Source organism: Arenicella chitinivorans (assembly GCF_014651515.1).
Taxonomy (GTDB): domain Bacteria; phylum Pseudomonadota; class Gammaproteobacteria; order Arenicellales; family Arenicellaceae; genus Arenicella; species Arenicella chitinivorans.
The window spans coordinates 122794-138485 of sequence record NZ_BMXA01000007.1; the positions used below are offsets into that span (position 1 = coordinate 122794).

Genomic DNA, 15692 nt, shown 5'->3' on the forward strand with positions numbered 1-15692 from the left:
GCAGCGACGTGGCAATCTAAAAGCTTAAAAATGCCCATAAACCAAGGAGGAGTTTCATGGCAAAACAAGGATTCGTCTACATAACGAGCAATTCAACACGCACTGTGTTGTACGTAGGTGTTACATCAAACCTGGAGAGACGTGTGTACCAGCACAAACATAAGATAGTCCCAGGATTTACCGCCAAATATAACTGTACCGATCTAATTTGGTGGGAATGCGCGGATTCAATTGTGGCGGCGATTCAAAGAGAAAAGCAGATCAAAGGCTGGAAGCGGAGTCGTAAGAATGCATTAGTGGTCGCGTTAAATCCGTTGAAAAAAGATTTGTCGAAGTCATTGTTTGGTTGGAAGTAGAGTAGAGATCCTTCGTCGCTTTGCGACTCAGGATGACGGAAGTATTTTTTCGGGTCAAGCTGGCGCGGTGGTTGTGTAACAATTGGTCGCTCCAACCCCTGGTCATTGCGAGGAGCGTAGCGACGTGGCAATCTCTTTGGTTAGATCCTTCGCCGCGCTGCGGCTCAGGATGGCAGGGATCAGGACGATGGAGGGTTTTTACGCTACAGGGTGGCCGAGAATTATTGTGGTTCAAGCTAATGTGACGGCATGTGTGATGAGAGCTTAGCCCAACCTCGCGTCATTGCGAGGAGCGTAGCGACGTGGCAATCTCTTTGGTTAGATCCTTCGCCGCGCTGCGGCTCAGGATGACACAGTTTTTTTGCGGCTCAGGATGACAGGGGTTTTTGCGGATCAGGATGACACTGTTTTTTTGCGGCTTGGGATGGCGCGGGACTATAGCGGTTCAGGACGGTAAGGGATTGGTTATACCAAGTTAGGGTGTCGCTACGCGGTCAAAGTCCGAACCCCATTACTGCCGCCGAGTAATAGCACGTCCGCGCCGCGCTGGGCGAACAGGCCATTAGTGACGACGCCGGCAATTTGGTTGATGGTGCGTTCCACTTCCGCTGGGTTGTCGATTTGCAGGTGGTGCACGTCGATGATTAGATTGCCGTTGTCGGTGACAACGCCCTCTCGTAGTACGGGATTGCCGCCGAGTTTAACCAGTTGTCTTGCCACGTAGGACTTTGCCATTGGAATGACTTCGACCGGCAGAGGAAAGGCCCCCAGTCGGTCTACTAATTTTGAATCATCGACGATGCAGATGAACTTCTCGCTGGCTGCGGCGACGATTTTTTCGCGGGTTAGGGCAGCGCCGCCACCTTTGATCAGGTCGAGGTGTTTGGTGGCTTCGTCCGCGCCGTCGACATAAATAGGTAGGTCGCCGACGTCGTTGAGTTCATAGACTTTGATTCCATGACTGCGTAAGCGTTCGGCGGACGCCTCGGAACTGGCGACGGTGCCCTCGATGTTGCGTTTGATTTTGGCCAGCTCATCGATAAACAGGTTGGCGGTTGAGCCGGTGCCGACGCCGACAACCCAATCCCATTCCAGGTAGGCGATGGCGGCTTCGGCGACGAGTTGTTTGGCTTGTTCGGGGCTCATGATCGATTCTCTTTAGCAGGCAGTTGGACGACAGTTAATCATACACGTTGATACGTGACGTAATCGAAAGCAGGTTCTTTGTCGATAATTTTCTCGCGCTGAACTTCAACGAAGTCGTTGCTGGAGAACAGTGGAAAATACGTGTCGGCGACCGGTGTGTCATACACTTCGGTAAGTTCCAGTTTGGTGGCGTAGGCTAGAAATAATTTGTAAATTTGGCCGCCGCCAATCACGAAGGCACGACCGGTGTCGGCTTCGTTTGCGAGTTCAAGCGCGGCATGGATGGAATTGGCGACGGTCACGCCGTCTGCTTGCCACTCGCTGTTCTCGGTGAGCACAATATTGAGCCTGCCAGGAAGCGCGCGACCGATGGAATCGAAGGTCTTGCGCCCCATAATAATTGGGGAACCCATGGTCAGTTGCTTAAACCGAGGCAGGTCACCGGGCAGGTGCCAAAGCAGTTCGTTGTTGTGACCCATCTCGCCATTTTCGCCGATGGCTGCAATTAGAATGATCTCCATTACACGGCCACCGGTGCGCGAATTGCAGGGTCTGGATCATAGTCGCGGAGCTCGAAGTCATCGAATTGGAACGCGAACAAGTCATCGACGTCTGGGTTTATGTGCATGTTTGGCAGCGCTTTTGGTGCGCGTTGAAGCTGCGTTTTGACCTGCTCTTGATGGTTGTTGTAAATGTGCACGTCGCCAAAGGTGTGCACGAACTCGCCGAGTCCGAGATTGCACACTTGTGCGACCATCATGGTCAACAGTGCGTAGCTGGCAATATTAAACGGCACACCAAGAAATAAGTCGGCACTGCGTTGATACAGCTGGCAGCTGAGCTTGTTATCTGGCGATACGTAAAACTGAAATAAGGTATGACAGGGCGGCAAGCCGGCTTTGGCCATTTCTTCGATTTCAGCTGGGTTCCAGGCAGACACGATTAAGCGGCGAGATGTTGGGTTGGTTTTGATTTCATTCACCACCCAGTCGAGCTGATCGATGCCGGAGAAGTCACGCCATTGCTTGCCGTACACTGGCCCGAGTTCGCCCCATTGTTGGGCGAAGTCGTCATCTTGCTTGATACGCGTAATAAACTCTTCCAACTGATATTGCCAATCACAGGAACCTTGTTTGACGTCTTGATCTCGCCCTTGCGCTTTCAAGTATCGTTGAAACGGCCATTCGTTCCAGATGCCAACGTTGTTGTCTACCAGGTATCTTATATTGGTGTCACCGCGCACAAACCAGAGCAGTTCATGGATGATGCCGCGCAGAAAAACTTTTTTGGTGGTCAACAGCGGGAAGCCATCGCTAAGATTGCAGCGTAACTGACGGCCAAACACGCTACGTGTGCCGGTACCGGTACGGTCGTCTTTACCAACACCGTTATCGAACACGTCTTGCAGAAGGTCGAGGTATGCTTGCATGCCTGTTGCCTATCGGTTGATTAAGCCTGCGCTTCGCGAGCGATGGCGCGATACGCGATGTCTGAGCGGCAGAACATGCCGTCCCAGCTAATTTTATCGACAGCCTGGTACGCACGTTGCTGCGCGTCGGTCACGCTGCTACCCAACGCTGTTACGCATAAGACGCGTCCACCGCTAGTCACGACACTGTCGCCTTGCAATGCGGTGCCAGCATGGAAGGTTTTGCAATCCGCAGAGTCGCAGTCGTCGAGCCCTGAGATGGGCTTGCCCTTGGCGTATGATTCCGGGTATCCACCAGCCGCAAGCACTACGCCAACCGCTGCTCGAGGGTCCCATTCGGCTTCAGTCTCGCCTAGACCACCTTCTAAACCAGCCAGGCACAGTTCGACCAGATCGGATTTGAGTCGCATCAGGATCGGTTGCGTTTCAGGGTCGCCAAAGCGACAGTTGAATTCCACTACCTTGGGTGTGCCTTCCGGCGTGATCATTAAGCCAGCGTAGAGAAACCCAGTGTACGGATGGCCGTCTTGTTTGATGCCGGCCACGGTCGGGAAAATAACCTGTTGCATGATCCGGTCATGAATCTCATTGGTAACCACCGGTGCAGGCGAATACGCACCCATGCCGCCGGTATTTGGGCCCTGGTCACCATCGTCACGCGCTTTGTGGTCTTGTGATGTGGCGAGCGGCAAAATGTTATCACCGTCGACCATGCAGATAAAACTGGCTTCTTCGCCTTGCATGAATTCTTCGACCACCACACGTGCACCAGCATCGCCAAATTTATTGTCGAGTAACATGTCGCGCGCGGCAGCTTGTGCTTCATCAACGCTGTGCGCCACGATAACGCCTTTCCCGGCAGCCAGACCATCGGCTTTGACGACGATTGGTGCGCCTTGTTGCGCAATGTAATCACAGGCCTGATCGGCATCGGTGAACACTTGGTAGGCCGCTGTTGGAATACCGTGTCGCGCCAGAAAATCCTTACTGAATGCTTTTGAGCCCTCGAGCTGAGCGGCCCCGGCACTGGGTCCGAAGCATTTTAAGCCCGCTTTTTCAAAGGCATCTACCACACCGATCACCAACGGAGCCTCGGGGCCAACAATTGTGAGGTCAATTTTCTCTTGTTGTGCAAACTCGATCAGCCGTTCGATATCTTCCACGCCGATGTCAACATTGGTGACCTTGGCTTCGCGCGCCGTTCCTGCGTTACCAGGTGCCACGAATACCTTGGAGACGGAATCTGATTGCGCGACTTTCCACGCAAATGCGTGCTCTCGACCGCCGCTGCCGATGATTAAAACCTGCATGCTGTGTGTTTGAATTGACGATTTGGATTGGCGCACATTCTACCTCGTGCGCACCGCCGTGTCTCGTCGATCCGAGCCGCTGCTGCTGTTGAATTGAGTATGCGGAGGTTCTGCTTTAGACTGCCTGTTGGATCAATGTCTCACAATTGTGGTAAGGAAGAATGCAAATGCAAAAAATACTCATGGCGATGGTGCTGGTGGGCACTCTCGTGACGCCGGGCGCCGATGCGGCGAGTTTAGCCAGTAAAATTTCGGAAGTGACGGTGTACAGTTATGGTGCGACCGTCACGCGCACCGCCAGCCTGACTACCCATGCAGGTGAACAGCGTATCGAGATGGCTGGGTTCCCCGCGGATCTAGAACCAGAGCGACTGCGACTGGAATTGAGTAATACTGAGGTACGCTTAGGGCAGGTCAAGGTAGTGCGTAATGAGTTGCGTGATACTGACAACCCAGAAGTACTGACGTTGCGGGCCTCACTTGAATCGGTCCAAGAGAAAATTCAGGTTCTGGAGGATGCCGACAAAGCTGCCAAGCTGCAACTCACCTTTCTCGAGTCTCTGGCGACGGGCTATTCCAAAGAAGCGTGGTCTGGGGCCGCTCAGGCGAACGCGGATACGGCCAGCTGGCAGCGTGCTCTGACCTTGATGCAAGGCGGGGCAGCGCAAGCTTACGCAACTCTGCGTGACAATGCCCGCGCCAAAGCTGAGTTGCAGAAGGACGCTGCCTTGTTGGAGCGCCAGTTAGCCGATAAACGCAGCACCAGTCAAGCCTCGTCCACGGTGGTGATGGATCTGATTAGTGACAGTGCGCGTAGTATCACGATTCAGGCGCGTTACCCTCAGGATGATGCGCAGTGGTACCCAGTATACGAAGCACGTCTCGACACGGCGAAGGAATCATTGTTGTTGGCGCAGAAAGCGGTGGTGTCGCAGTCGACCGACGAGGTCTGGAATGACGTGAAGGTCATCCTGTCCACCAGTGAGCCATCTCAGGACATTGTGGCACCTGAAGTGAGTAGTCGTTTTGTGAATCTGGCGCCGCCGATAGCACGTCGATCCGCGAGCCGGCAAGACATGTACCAAGCGGTCGCTGCACCGATGATGGCCGATTCAGTTGAAGAGATTGTGGTTACCGGTAGTAAGCAAGTTCGGGACCCGAGCTGGAGTGGCACCTTTGCCATGAATTTCCCGATTCCAGGTCGTATTTCGATCAGCAATAATAACGATGAGTCGCAGCGGTTTGATTTAAAAAGCTATGAGTTTGCCGCGGAACTGGTGACTCAGATTGTGCCTCGGCAAAAAACCGAGGCGTTTTTGACCGCTAAGCTGGTGAATACGGGGAGTGATCCTTTGTATAGCAGTTCGATGAATGTGTTCGTTGACGGTGTGTTTATGGGCGAAGCGATGATGCCGAGTTTGTTGCCGGGCGCGGAAGTCAATTTGCCGATGGGTCAAGATCCGCGCATTGAAGTCAAGGTGGTGGATCAAGGTGGCAAAGATGCTAAATCTGGTGTGTTTAAAAAGCAGCGTATCGAAGCGATGGATTTGGTGTACCAAATAACCAATCGCCGCCCTGGCGCCGCGCTAGTCGAAGTGCGCGACGCTTATCCAGTGGCAAAAAACCGAGATATCAAAATAGAACAAGCTGACAACGCCACGCCGCCAACGGTCGAAGATGAGGATAAGCAGGCTGGAGTCATGGTGTGGCGAAAAAGTCTCACGGCTGGCGAAACGTGGTCCATCCGTTATGCCTATACACTCACTCACCCCGCAGACGAACGGTTAGTCTCGGGTGCACGCTAGTAGGTGATTTAGTAAATAAAAACGGCCTGCCGATATGTTCGACAGGCCGTTTTTTAACTCGGTTGAACTAGCGCTGTTAGTCGTTTTCTTTCTCAGCCGCTTCTTGCTCTTTGATACTTTCTTCCATACCCTTGGAGAACTTCTCCATGCCTTTTATAAACTCACCAAATTGTTTGCCTGCTTCTTCTGGTGTCATGTCTTCGATGTTTTCCAGTTCAGATAAGGAATGCGCAATGCTGCCTTCGCGCGCCTCATGCTTGATTTCGCTGCTCCACTTTTTCGCCATGGAGCTGTATTTGCGAACCGTGTGTTCGCTACCAACGTTGGAAATAACACCCAGTGCAGCAAAGATGCCGAACACGATTTTGGCGGTTTGCGCTTTGAGCTCGTGTACTTCAACACTCGCGGTATACAACAGAAAACAGCTCCAGAGCGTTTTAACGATGCCGGCAACGTATGGGATGATGGACAATGCCGATGCAATCGGAGCCAATGCTGTGGTGTAAGCGGTCGCGCGGTAAGCAACTTCGTAGTTCTTCTGCGACCCCATCAGTTTCCAGATGACGAAGAGAATCGCAGCACCAATAAAGCTACCGATGACAAACATAATTGGCAGGCCTATCAGCATGCCGAAGCCTATCGCGCCACCCATCATGGTATTGAATTTGGCTAGGCCGATGATGTTAAGTACAAAGCCGATAACTGCCGTTACCAGTCCCATACACACCACGAACAGAATGGGGTCAACAAAGCCGCCTGTTTGCGGCATATTGCGGTAAAAGCCAACCGGGTCGGTAATTATTTTTTTGGCATCGGCAATGACGCTGTTGATGTCAAAAGGTGGGCTTGTGTCGGTGCTGGGAGCGGCCTCTGGAGTCACCTGCTCTTGGTTTTCATTCGGATCTTGGGTTTGTTTATCATCGCTCATTCGTTGTTCTCCTGTAGGGTGCGTCACCTTAAAACAAAGTTTTCACTGCAGGCACAAGAACTTTGCCGATTTGACACCTGCTGCGCCCAGTATAGCCAGCCGCTTCAGTGTTACTCAAGTAGCAAACTGAATGAGATGGTCTGAAGTCATATTTTCGTAGCAGGATCAAGAGCCTAGTGTGGATTCACGAACCACAAGTTCGGTGGGAATAAATTGGCTCTGGACCGATTTATTTTCAAGCAAATCAAACAGTGTATCGACTAGAGCCTGCCCACCTGCTCGGCGATTTTGTGTGATTGATGTCAGCGTGGGATTGCTGTACTCAGACAGGGTGATGTCATCGTAACCAACCACGGCGATATCTTCAGGCACCGACAAACCGCCATCATGGATGGCCTTTATTGCGCTGAATGCCAACAAATCGCTGGACGCCACTAAGGCATCGAACCCCGGTTGTTGATCGAGCAACTCAGAAACATAGTTCAGCGCAGCGTCACTGGCGGTTTCAGAATAGGCGATGAGCTCGGCGTGGACCGTCAGGCCGGCTTCGGACAATGCAGACTGAAAGCCTTGGTAGCGTAATTGCGTTTCTGGAAATCGAGTGTCGCCTAGAAATACAAAGCGTTTACGGCCTTGCTTCAGGAGGTGTTCGGTGGCAAGTTTGCAGCCCTGGTAGTTGTCCGTGCCGACGGTGACATACCTTTGATCTGGTAGTTGCGCGCCCCACACCACCATGGCGCTGCTGATGTCAGCAACTTTGTTGAGTTCGTCGTGGTAGAGACTTTGACCAATGACGATGATGCCGTCCACGCTGCGGGTTTCGGCAAATTCACCAATCCATGATGGGTTGTTATTCGAGTGCTTAGCCAGCAATAGCTCATGACCGCCTCTAGCTTCCAGTGCATCGGCTACGGATCCCAGCATTTCAAGGATAAATGGGTCTGTGGCGAGCCATTCCGCCTGACCGTTGGAGGGCAGTAGAACCCCAATGGTCAATATGTTTTGCAAGCGAAAATTTCGCGCGCGCATGTTCATACGGTAGTTGTGTTCTTTAGCTAATTGCTGAATGCGGTCACGAGTTTCTTTAGTGACACGCTCACTGCCAGCGAGTGCGCGTGACACAGTGGACTTTGACACGCCTGCTAACTTGGCTAAATCGGACATTTTCATTTGTTTTTCGACCTCTTTCTGGGTGGAATGTGAAGCGTATCAAAACCATGGAGCCGAGGCGACGGCGAACCCATAAAGCTACCTAAGTGAGAGTATAGCGTATTTTTTTCAATACAACCGGTTGCATTTTTGTGCAATCGGTTGTATTTTGCATAACCATGACACTGCTGGACTCCAAGTTGCGCCTAAGCTAGGAGTTTCGATGCGAAAGAATAAAAATAAGAAGTGCCTAGGTGTCTATCTCACTTAACGCCGTTGTTGAGTGTGCTAAAAAATAAGAAAGCCAGTGAGGAGATTAATCATGAACGTATCTAAAACGTTAACGTTGAATGCCGTTGCTTTGTCAGTCAGTGGTATGTTGCTTACCCCAGCCATTGCGCAAGAGCGCGAGGCGCCACTTGAAGAAGTCATTGTTACCGGAGTACCACAGCCGACCAGTAAATTAGAGTCGACTATGTCGGTCACTGCGATCAACGCAGAAGACGTGACCAACTTCGCTCCGCGTTCCACCGCAGAGATTTTTCGGAATGTGCCCGGTGTGCAAGCCGAATCGTCATCGGGAGACGCCAACGCAAACATCAAAGTGCGCGGTTTACCGATCAGTTCGGGCGGAGCGCGTTATTTGTCGCTGCAGGAAGACGGATTTCCTGTGATGTTAGTTGGAGATGCCGCCTTCGCCACAGCAGATAGCTGGTTACGCTTCGATACCACAATTGGCAGTGTGCAGTCGATTCGTGGTGGTTCTGCGTCGACGCAAGCAGCCAACGCGCCAGGTGGGATAATTAATTTTATTTCCAAAACTGGCGAACAAGCAGGTGGTTCGGTTGGTTTAACGCTGGGGTTAGATTACGACTCGTTGCGACTGGATATCGAGAATGGCGGTGATCTTGGTGGTGACTGGACCTACCACATCGGGGGCTTTTATCGCTCGGGCGAAGGACCGCGTGCTGCAAGCGACGACATCGAAGAAGGGTTTCAGGTCAAGGCGACGGTTGCAAAAACATTCGACAAGGGTTCACTTAAATTCCATCTGAAGCATTTGGACGACGAAGTGCCAACCTATTTGCCAATTCCGGCCCAATACAGCGGGGGTAGTACTTTTTCTGAATTGGGTACCAATTTTGGTGACGGAACTTTGTTCTTAAACACGACTGATTTCGCACCGCGCCGAGACGGCATAGCGGCAGTGCAAGGTGATGGTTTTGAAGCGCAGATGACCTCGTTTGCTTTAGCTGCTGACTATGATTTTAATGACGTTTTGAGCGGCGCGGTAAAGTACCGTACTGCATCGACTGAAGGAAATTTTGCATCACCTTTCCCGGCGAATACCTTTGTGGATGGCGCTGCGGGTCCGTCGGTCGAAATCGTGTACTTTGATACGGAAGTTAACGATGTCGGCAATGACTTCGCGGATGTCAGTTTGAGTGCTGATTTCGGTTCAGTGATCGTTAAGGCCGGTATTGCGTTGGTGGATCAGACGATCAGCACCACGTGGAATTTCAACCAGTATTACCGTCGCTTGGATGGCAACCTGAGTGTGTTTGATCAAGGTGACTCAATCGGTGGTGTACTTTATGGCAATCCGGCGTTTGGTAACTGCTGTACACGTGCCTACGACTTTGAGATCGAAGGCAGTGCGCCGTACGTTTCGGTTTCCGGCAACTTTGGTGAAAATCTGAGTTGGGATGCCAGTTATCGTAAGGACAATTATGACGTCACAGGCTCGTTCCAGGAAAGTACGGTTTTAGTGCCACTGGATGTGAATGGTGATGGTGTTATCGCAGCAAACGAGCAGGCCGTACCAACCTTGGGGGCGGCTCGACGTGCTGACTACGACACCGATTTCGATTCATGGTCGATTGGGGTTAACTACGCACTGAACGACAACATGGCTCTTTTTGCCAACGTATCTGAAGGCGGCGCAATTTCCTCCCCAGACCGGGTGACTGGCAGTCTGCGTGACGATGGCAGTATCTTGAGTGAGTCGGCGTACAGCACAGTGGAACAGACTGAGATCGGCTTCAAGTACCGTGGTGATATTGCGTCTTTCTATGTGACTTATTTTGATGCGGATACCGAAGAGTCTCGTCAGTTTGAAGTAACGTCGCAGACGCTGCGTGGTAATACATTTTCCGCATCTGGGTTTGAGTTAGAAGGTGACTTGTTGTTTAGCAACGGGTTTGGTGTCAAAGGCAGTCTCACATTAACAGATTCAGAAATCACCAGCGGCGCAAACGCGGGGAATACGCCACGCCGACAAGCTGACTATATCTTTAATGTGACGCCACACTACAGCGCAGACATGTGGGATACGGGTATTAACTTCGTTGGTACCGATGAGGTCTTCGTGCAAGATAACAATAGCCTTAAGTTCGACAGCTACATCACTGCAAACCTATTCTTCAATTACCGTTTCAACGACAAGCTTAGCGTAAGCCTGAATGCGAATAACCTGTTCGATGAAGTTGGTTTCACGGAAGGTGAAGAAGGTGCAGCATTTATAGGGGATTTTGTCCGAATTCGTCCAATAAATGGGCGCACTACGTCGGCCACACTGCGATACAGTTTTTAGTTTTTCCGGGGGGAAAGTAGCTGTGCCCTGAGTTGATTCGGTCAGTGAAGCTCAGGGCCAGTTACACTCGATAAACGAACAAACTGACTACAGCAAGAGAGGTTGAAATGACGCAACACACTCATTCCCATGATCTTCGTGCGGTTCGTTGGCTCACGTATTTAATGTTCATGATGTTTGCGATGACCACCGACGCAGTTGGTGTGGTCATTCCTGAAGTCATGAAAGCATTTGATCTGAGTCTCACTGCAGCAGGGTTGCTACACTATGGACCAATGGTCGCCATTGCCATTGCGGGTATGTGTTTTGGGCATCTCGCCGACAAACTAGGCCGTAAGCGCGCCATCATACTCGGGTTGGCGCTGTTCGCGGCAAACTCGTTTTTATTTGTCATAGAGAGCACTTTTTGGTTCTACCTGACCTTGATGGTCTTGTCAGGTTTGGCGATCGGTATTTTTAAAACAGCGGCTTTGGCCTTGATCGGCGATATTACTCGTTCAACGACCGAGCACACCGCGACCATGAACGGCGTCGAAGCATTCTTTGGCGTTGGCGCCATCATTGGGCCCTTCCTGGTCACCTATCTGCTGAACAATGGCATGGAGTGGAAATGGCTGTATGTGATCGCGGCTGTGCTGTGCGTGGGGTTAATCCTCGCGGCGTGGCGTATCGATTATCCGAAGACCATGGCTCAGACCGATAAGCCCATCGATGTGGCACGCACATTGCGCATGGTGAAAGACCCTTATGCGTTGGGTTTTTCTTTGGCGGCCTTCCTGTATGTAGCGACAGAAAGCGCTATTTATGTATGGATGCCAACCTACTTACTTGGCTATCAAGGTGAGGCGGTATGGCTGGCACTCTACGCCTTACCGATCTTCTTTATTTTGCGCGCTGGTGGTCGCTTCGTTGGCGTGTGGATGATGGCAAGGTTTAACTGGGCGGCGGTAATGGTGTTGTTCACCGGGATTATCGCGGCGTGTTTTCTTGGCGCTATTATCTGGGGCAAATCAGCCGCGGTGTATTTGCTGCCACTTTCCGGCCTATTTATGTCAGTAATTTATCCCACCGTTAACTCGAAAGGCATCAGTTGCTTTGAAAAGCACAAACACGGCGCGGCAGCGGGCGTGATTCTCTTTTTTACAGCCTTGGGCGCAGCGGCAGGTCCATTATTGATGGGCATCGTGAGCGATGCGAACGGTGGGGATGCGGTGTACGGATTCATTGTCGCGACTGGTTTTGCCGTGGTGCTGTTTTTCGGCTTCGTGTTCAACTTGCTTAAAGACCCAACGCGCAGACGATTGCACGAGCTAGAGCAGCGCGATTACAAAAATCAGGTGTAGCAACTATGACGTATTCTGTACAACAGGGCGCAGCCAGTGTTTTCTATGACGGTATCGAGCATCCCGACTACTTTTTGTGGGATGCGTGGTCGTATGAGCAGGATGGTATTTTGCATTTATACAGTTTGGCGGTAGAGCGTATTCTCAAAAATGGCGTTCGCTTACAGCCGCATGAGCGCAACAATGTGCCGTTCCATGTTCGCCATTTTAGTTCCAGTGATCATGGAGAAAGTTGGCATGATTTGGGTTGTTTTCAGGAGCCAAGGCCAGCGTTAGCTAGCTTTGATGCGCGTACGGTGTGGAGTAGTTCCATGACATTGCTAGCGGATCAGCGCAAACTGGTTGCCTTTACGGGCTTGGCTGAACAGGGCTCGGAGAGACCCTTTCTTCAGTCTATGGCGATGGCGTTTAGCTCGGACGGCAATGCGATAGACGCAGATTCGATTCAGTTAATCTCCTCACCCGTTACGGATTGGGAAGAAATTACCGCAGCAGGTTACTACCTGGCAGAGCGTGCGAATCTCGGTCATAAAGACGGAGAAGATGGCGGGCCGATACTCGCCTGGCGTGACCCGTATGTGCTCGAAGTGGACGGCGACTTGCACCTGTTTTGGTGTGCCAAAGCGGATCGAATGACGCCAGCTTTGGGGCATGCCAAACTCAACGCGGAGTATCAGATCGACACCTTGTATCCACCAACACGACTCCCCGATGACAATGGCTTTACTCAGTTCGAATTGCCTAAGGTGTATCATGACTCGGAAAACCAGCAGTTTTATTTGATTGGTGCGACCTGCAATCGACTGTATGAAGGGCAGTCCGATGCGGAAGTAGATAAGCAAATTCGGATGTATGTCGCTGAGTCAGTACGCGGGCCGTGGCGGCCACACAGTCCTACAGGAAGTTCTTTGGGGTTGGGGGCGAAACACATGTTCGGTATGACGGTGCTTCGCGCGGACTTTTCGACTGGCGAGTTACTTTGTATCGCCCCTTATACCGAGGCGGCCGACAAACCGTTGACGTTTTCCGCACCATTTACAATCAAGTTGAACCCGGAGGCGTAAGATGGCTGAACGTTTTGGCGCGATTGAGGTCGGTGGCACCAAGGTCGTTTGTGGTGTCGGCGCTGACCCGTTAAATTTTGACACAGTGGTGCGAATCGAAACCCGTGATCCTGACTCGACCATGGCTGAGGTGGTCGACTTTTTTCGCACCGCCCAAACTAAGTCAGGTCCGATCTCGGGAATCGGTGTCGCGTCATTCGGGCCATTGAATGTCGATCCACGGGATCCGCGCTACGGCCAGTTCTTCGCAACACCTAAGCCGGGTTGGAGCGAGTATCCGTTACGACAAGGTTTGCTCGACGCGCTTGGGCTACCGGTCTCAGTCACGACCGATGTAAATGGTGCCTTGTTAGCCGAAGCTGCGTATGGCGCGGCACTCGGCGTCTCGAATGCCGTATACGTTACCGTCGGCACGGGGTTGGGGGCCGGGATTTTGGTTAATGATCTACTGGTGAGCGGGTTCATGCATCCGGAAGTGGGGCACATGCGCGTTCCTGCTCACGGTGTGGAAGGAAGCTGCCCGTTTCATAAGAACTGCCTTGAAGGACTGGTATGTGGTCCGGCCATCGCCAAACGCGCGGGCAAACCTGCTGAGCAGTTGGCTACCAACGACCCGCTGTGGGACGATATTGCGATCAATCTTGCTGACATGTGCGTCAACTTACTTTGTGTGCTTTCGACCGAGCGAATAATTCTTGGCGGTGGTGTGATGCAAGCGCCCGGACTGCTGGAAAAAGTTCGAACTCAAACCGAAACGCGTCTTGCAGGATACCTACCAGTGAACTCTGAGCTCGACGGGTTCGACACAGTCATCGTTGCACCTGGGCTAGCCGAATTGAGTGGTTTGACCGGTGCACTACGCTTAATTCAAACCGCGCCGTCAAACCCCATCTGACGCCAGGCCTCATAGGCCAGAATCGACACCGAGTTGGATAAGTTTAGGCTGCGATTATTGGGTCGCATCGGAATAAGAACGCGGTCTGATTCATCCACGCTGTTCATGACGTCTGATGGCAACCCATCCGTTTCAGAACCAAACAACAACGCGTCGCCGGGTTCAAAGGCGACATCGGAATAACGGGCTTTACCCTTGGTGGTTATAGCATAGACCTTCTTTGGCACCACGCTCTGCAGAAATGAAAAGTAATCTGGATGACGCGTCACATTGGTCAAATCATGGTAATCAAGACCTGCGCGACGCAGTTGCTTCACCTCCAGATCAAACCCAAGGGGTTCAATTAGGTGCAAATGAAACCCAATATTCGCTGCCAATCTGATGACATTGCCGGTATTGGGAGGGATCTTGGGGCTATGCAGAACGACGTGGAACATGCGTAGGTTTTAATCAGAGAACGATGTTAATAGGATACACCGAGCGCAATCGGTGCGCTACGATGAGCCAATATTTGAGTAAGCGTTTGACCTCAAGTTAGCTTGAGGCGCTATGGTGTGAGGTGGAAAGTAGCAACGCACAAACATTCAGTGAGGTGATTATGGAAGCCGAGTATTGGCATCAAAAGTGGGCAGCCCGAGACATCGGGTTTCACGAAGGCGTGGTGAATTCATCCTTGGCTAATCATATAGATCAGCTTGGCGTGCCAGCCGCGGCGCGAATATTTGTGCCTCTGTGTGGTAAGACGCGCGATATCGCTTGGTTGCTATCGCGCGGGTATCGTGTGGTTGGTGTCGAACTCAGTCCGGTGGCTGTCTCAGAACTGTTCACCGAACTGTTCACCGAAATAGGGTTGGCGCACACAGTGGAATCAGTTGGTGATCTACGATCTTACTCAGCACACAATCTTGTTGTGTGGCAGGGCGATTTTTTTGCTTTAACCAATGCGTTGCTGGGCGACGTGGACGCGGTTTATGACCGTGCAGCATTGGTGGCACTGGCGCCGCCGCTTCGAGATCAGTACACCGCGCATTTGAAAACCTTGGCAGAATCAGCACCACAGCTATTGGTGACCTATGAATATGATCAATCGGCCTTTGCTGGACCGCCGTTTTCTATCAGCGAAGCCGAGGTGAACAGGCATTACGCGTGCGATTATCAGGTCAAACTAATGGCGCGCGAGACCATCGATGGGGGCTTTAGGGGCAGAGTGGCGGCAGACATTGCTACCTGGTTACTAGAGCCTAGGGTTCAGTAATTTAAGTGGTGGTCTTTTTGCGCTGTTTTCTGACTTGGGTGCGGTCAAGTTCAATTTTCAGTGATTGACCGGATTTAAGTACTTCGGTCAACGACAGCAGCAGCGACACAAACATCGCGGCCAGACTGCTGACGAATAGAATTTCGCCAGCAACTTGTTGCTGCCAGATAAGCGCTAACATTGCCAGAACGCAAAACAAGAAAGCCACCACACCAAATGCCTGCATGTATTTAATGAGCGTGATGCGCATATGCAAAGACTGGATTTGCTCGACCAGGTTGGCCGAATGGTGTTCGTCTACTGAGTGGTTTAGCGCTCGAATAACGTTGGCGAGGGCCAGATAGCGATTCGTATAGGCCAGAAACAACAATGATATGCCGGGGAAAAGAAATGCCGGATCGGTGATGCTTAAGGACATG

The 15692-nt window shown here is 51.8% G+C and carries 15 protein-coding genes; 7 read left to right on the top strand and 8 right to left on the bottom strand.

Annotated features, from left to right (window positions below; genetic code table 11):
- Positions 1 to 56: 56 nt before the first annotated feature.
- Complete coding sequence (locus tag IE055_RS15670) at positions 57 to 356, top strand: GIY-YIG nuclease family protein (protein ID WP_189402625.1); 300 nt, start codon at positions 57 to 59, stop codon at positions 354 to 356.
- 486 nt (positions 357 to 842) lie between these two features.
- Here the strand turns inward: IE055_RS15670 and rpiA are convergent, their stop codons facing one another.
- The 4 genes from rpiA to purD are packed head-to-tail and all read right to left on the bottom strand — an operon-like array spanning position 843 to position 4241.
- Positions 843 to 1502, bottom strand: coding sequence for a ribose-5-phosphate isomerase RpiA (gene rpiA / locus IE055_RS15675; RefSeq protein WP_189402626.1), 660 nt, complete (start codon positions 1500 to 1502; stop codon positions 843 to 845).
- Between the two features lie 38 nt (positions 1503 to 1540).
- Positions 1541 to 2023 carry a dihydrofolate reductase gene (locus IE055_RS15680; protein WP_189402627.1) on the bottom strand — a complete coding sequence of 161 codons (483 nt, stop codon included), beginning with the start codon at positions 2021 to 2023 and terminating at the stop codon, positions 1541 to 1543.
- Positions 2023 to 2931: a thymidylate synthase gene (gene thyA / locus IE055_RS15685; protein WP_189402628.1), complete on the bottom strand. Its 909-nt coding sequence runs from the start codon at positions 2929 to 2931 to the stop codon at positions 2023 to 2025. The genes IE055_RS15680 and thyA overlap by 1 nt, the downstream gene beginning before the upstream one ends.
- 20 nt (positions 2932 to 2951) lie before the next feature.
- Positions 2952 to 4241, bottom strand: a complete 1290-nt coding sequence (gene purD, locus IE055_RS15690; protein WP_189402629.1) for a phosphoribosylamine--glycine ligase — start codon at positions 4239 to 4241, stop codon at positions 2952 to 2954.
- Between the two features lie 167 nt (positions 4242 to 4408).
- On the opposite strand from purD, the gene IE055_RS15695 reads away from it, so the two are divergent.
- Positions 4409 to 6046 carry a mucoidy inhibitor MuiA family protein gene (locus IE055_RS15695; protein WP_189402630.1) on the top strand — a complete coding sequence of 546 codons (1638 nt, stop codon included), beginning with the start codon at positions 4409 to 4411 and terminating at the stop codon, positions 6044 to 6046.
- 76 nt (positions 6047 to 6122) lie between these two features.
- On the opposite strand, the gene IE055_RS15700 is transcribed toward IE055_RS15695, so the two are convergent.
- Positions 6123 to 6974 carry a YIP1 family protein gene (locus tag IE055_RS15700; protein WP_189402631.1) on the bottom strand — a complete coding sequence of 284 codons (852 nt, stop codon included), beginning with the start codon at positions 6972 to 6974 and terminating at the stop codon, positions 6123 to 6125.
- A gap of 165 nt (positions 6975 to 7139) precedes the next feature.
- Positions 7140 to 8144 (bottom strand): LacI family DNA-binding transcriptional regulator, encoded by a 1005-nt coding sequence (locus IE055_RS15705; RefSeq protein ID WP_189402632.1) that lies wholly within the window; start codon positions 8142 to 8144, stop codon positions 7140 to 7142.
- Between the two features lie 301 nt (positions 8145 to 8445).
- On the opposite strand from IE055_RS15705, the gene IE055_RS15710 reads away from it, so the two are divergent.
- The 4 genes from IE055_RS15710 (at position 8446) to IE055_RS15725 (ending at position 14018) form a co-directional block, all read left to right on the top strand.
- Positions 8446 to 10716, top strand: a complete 2271-nt coding sequence (locus IE055_RS15710) for a TonB-dependent receptor domain-containing protein (protein WP_189402633.1) — start codon at positions 8446 to 8448, stop codon at positions 10714 to 10716.
- 107 nt (positions 10717 to 10823) lie between these two features.
- Entirely contained in the window at positions 10824 to 12059 is a 1236-nt protein-coding gene (locus IE055_RS15715; RefSeq protein WP_189402634.1) for an MFS transporter, read from the top strand.
- 5 nt (positions 12060 to 12064) lie between these two features.
- A complete protein-coding gene (locus IE055_RS15720; protein ID WP_189402635.1) occupies positions 12065 to 13123 on the top strand; it encodes a glycoside hydrolase family protein in 1059 nt (352 codons plus the stop codon).
- Position 13124: 1 nt separating this feature from the next.
- Positions 13125 to 14018 carry an ROK family protein gene (locus tag IE055_RS15725; protein WP_189402636.1) on the top strand — a complete coding sequence of 298 codons (894 nt, stop codon included), beginning with the start codon at positions 13125 to 13127 and terminating at the stop codon, positions 14016 to 14018.
- Here IE055_RS15725 and IE055_RS15730 read toward each other — a convergent pair.
- Positions 13991 to 14455, bottom strand: a complete 465-nt coding sequence (locus IE055_RS15730) for a tRNA (cytidine(34)-2'-O)-methyltransferase (protein WP_189402637.1) — start codon at positions 14453 to 14455, stop codon at positions 13991 to 13993. The two genes, IE055_RS15725 and IE055_RS15730, sit on opposite strands and share 28 nt — an antisense overlap.
- 122 nt (positions 14456 to 14577) lie before the next feature.
- Between IE055_RS15730 and tmpT the strand changes: the two genes are divergently transcribed.
- Entirely contained in the window at positions 14578 to 15273 is a 696-nt protein-coding gene (gene tmpT, locus IE055_RS15735; RefSeq protein WP_229794326.1) for a thiopurine S-methyltransferase, read from the top strand.
- A 1-nt stretch (position 15274) separates the two neighbouring features.
- Here tmpT and IE055_RS15740 read toward each other — a convergent pair whose 3' ends face one another.
- Positions 15275 to 15691, bottom strand: coding sequence for a DUF2721 domain-containing protein (locus IE055_RS15740; RefSeq protein ID WP_189402639.1), 417 nt, complete (start codon positions 15689 to 15691; stop codon positions 15275 to 15277).
- Position 15692: the final 1 nt, after the last annotated feature.

What these genes read in the sequence shown, in the direction of transcription:
- rpiA (WP_189402626.1), bottom strand. Translation starts at nt 1,502, where the DNA reads ATGAGCCCCGAACAAGCCAAACAACTCGTCGCCGAAGCCGCCATCGCC.
- IE055_RS15730 (WP_189402637.1), bottom strand. Translation starts at nt 14,455, where the DNA reads ATGTTCCACGTCGTTCTGCATAGCCCCAAGATCCCTCCCAATACCGGC.
- IE055_RS15710 (WP_189402633.1), top strand. Translation starts at nt 8,446, where the DNA reads ATGAACGTATCTAAAACGTTAACGTTGAATGCCGTTGCTTTGTCAGTC.
- thyA (WP_189402628.1), bottom strand. Translation starts at nt 2,931, where the DNA reads ATGCAAGCATACCTCGACCTTCTGCAAGACGTGTTCGATAACGGTGTT.
- IE055_RS15700 (WP_189402631.1), bottom strand. Translation starts at nt 6,974, where the DNA reads ATGAGCGATGATAAACAAACCCAAGATCCGAATGAAAACCAAGAGCAG.
- IE055_RS15705 (WP_189402632.1), bottom strand. Translation starts at nt 8,144, where the DNA reads ATGAAAATGTCCGATTTAGCCAAGTTAGCAGGCGTGTCAAAGTCCACT.
- IE055_RS15725 (WP_189402636.1), top strand. Translation starts at nt 13,125, where the DNA reads ATGGCTGAACGTTTTGGCGCGATTGAGGTCGGTGGCACCAAGGTCGTT.
- IE055_RS15720 (WP_189402635.1), top strand. Translation starts at nt 12,065, where the DNA reads ATGACGTATTCTGTACAACAGGGCGCAGCCAGTGTTTTCTATGACGGT.
- IE055_RS15740 (WP_189402639.1), bottom strand. Translation starts at nt 15,691, where the DNA reads ATGTCCTTAAGCATCACCGATCCGGCATTTCTTTTCCCCGGCATATCA.
- IE055_RS15715 (WP_189402634.1), top strand. Translation starts at nt 10,824, where the DNA reads ATGACGCAACACACTCATTCCCATGATCTTCGTGCGGTTCGTTGGCTC.
- purD (WP_189402629.1), bottom strand. Translation starts at nt 4,241, where the DNA reads ATGCAGGTTTTAATCATCGGCAGCGGCGGTCGAGAGCACGCATTTGCG.
- IE055_RS15670 (WP_189402625.1), top strand. Translation starts at nt 57, where the DNA reads ATGGCAAAACAAGGATTCGTCTACATAACGAGCAATTCAACACGCACT.
- IE055_RS15695 (WP_189402630.1), top strand. Translation starts at nt 4,409, where the DNA reads ATGCAAAAAATACTCATGGCGATGGTGCTGGTGGGCACTCTCGTGACG.
- IE055_RS15680 (WP_189402627.1), bottom strand. Translation starts at nt 2,023, where the DNA reads ATGGAGATCATTCTAATTGCAGCCATCGGCGAAAATGGCGAGATGGGT.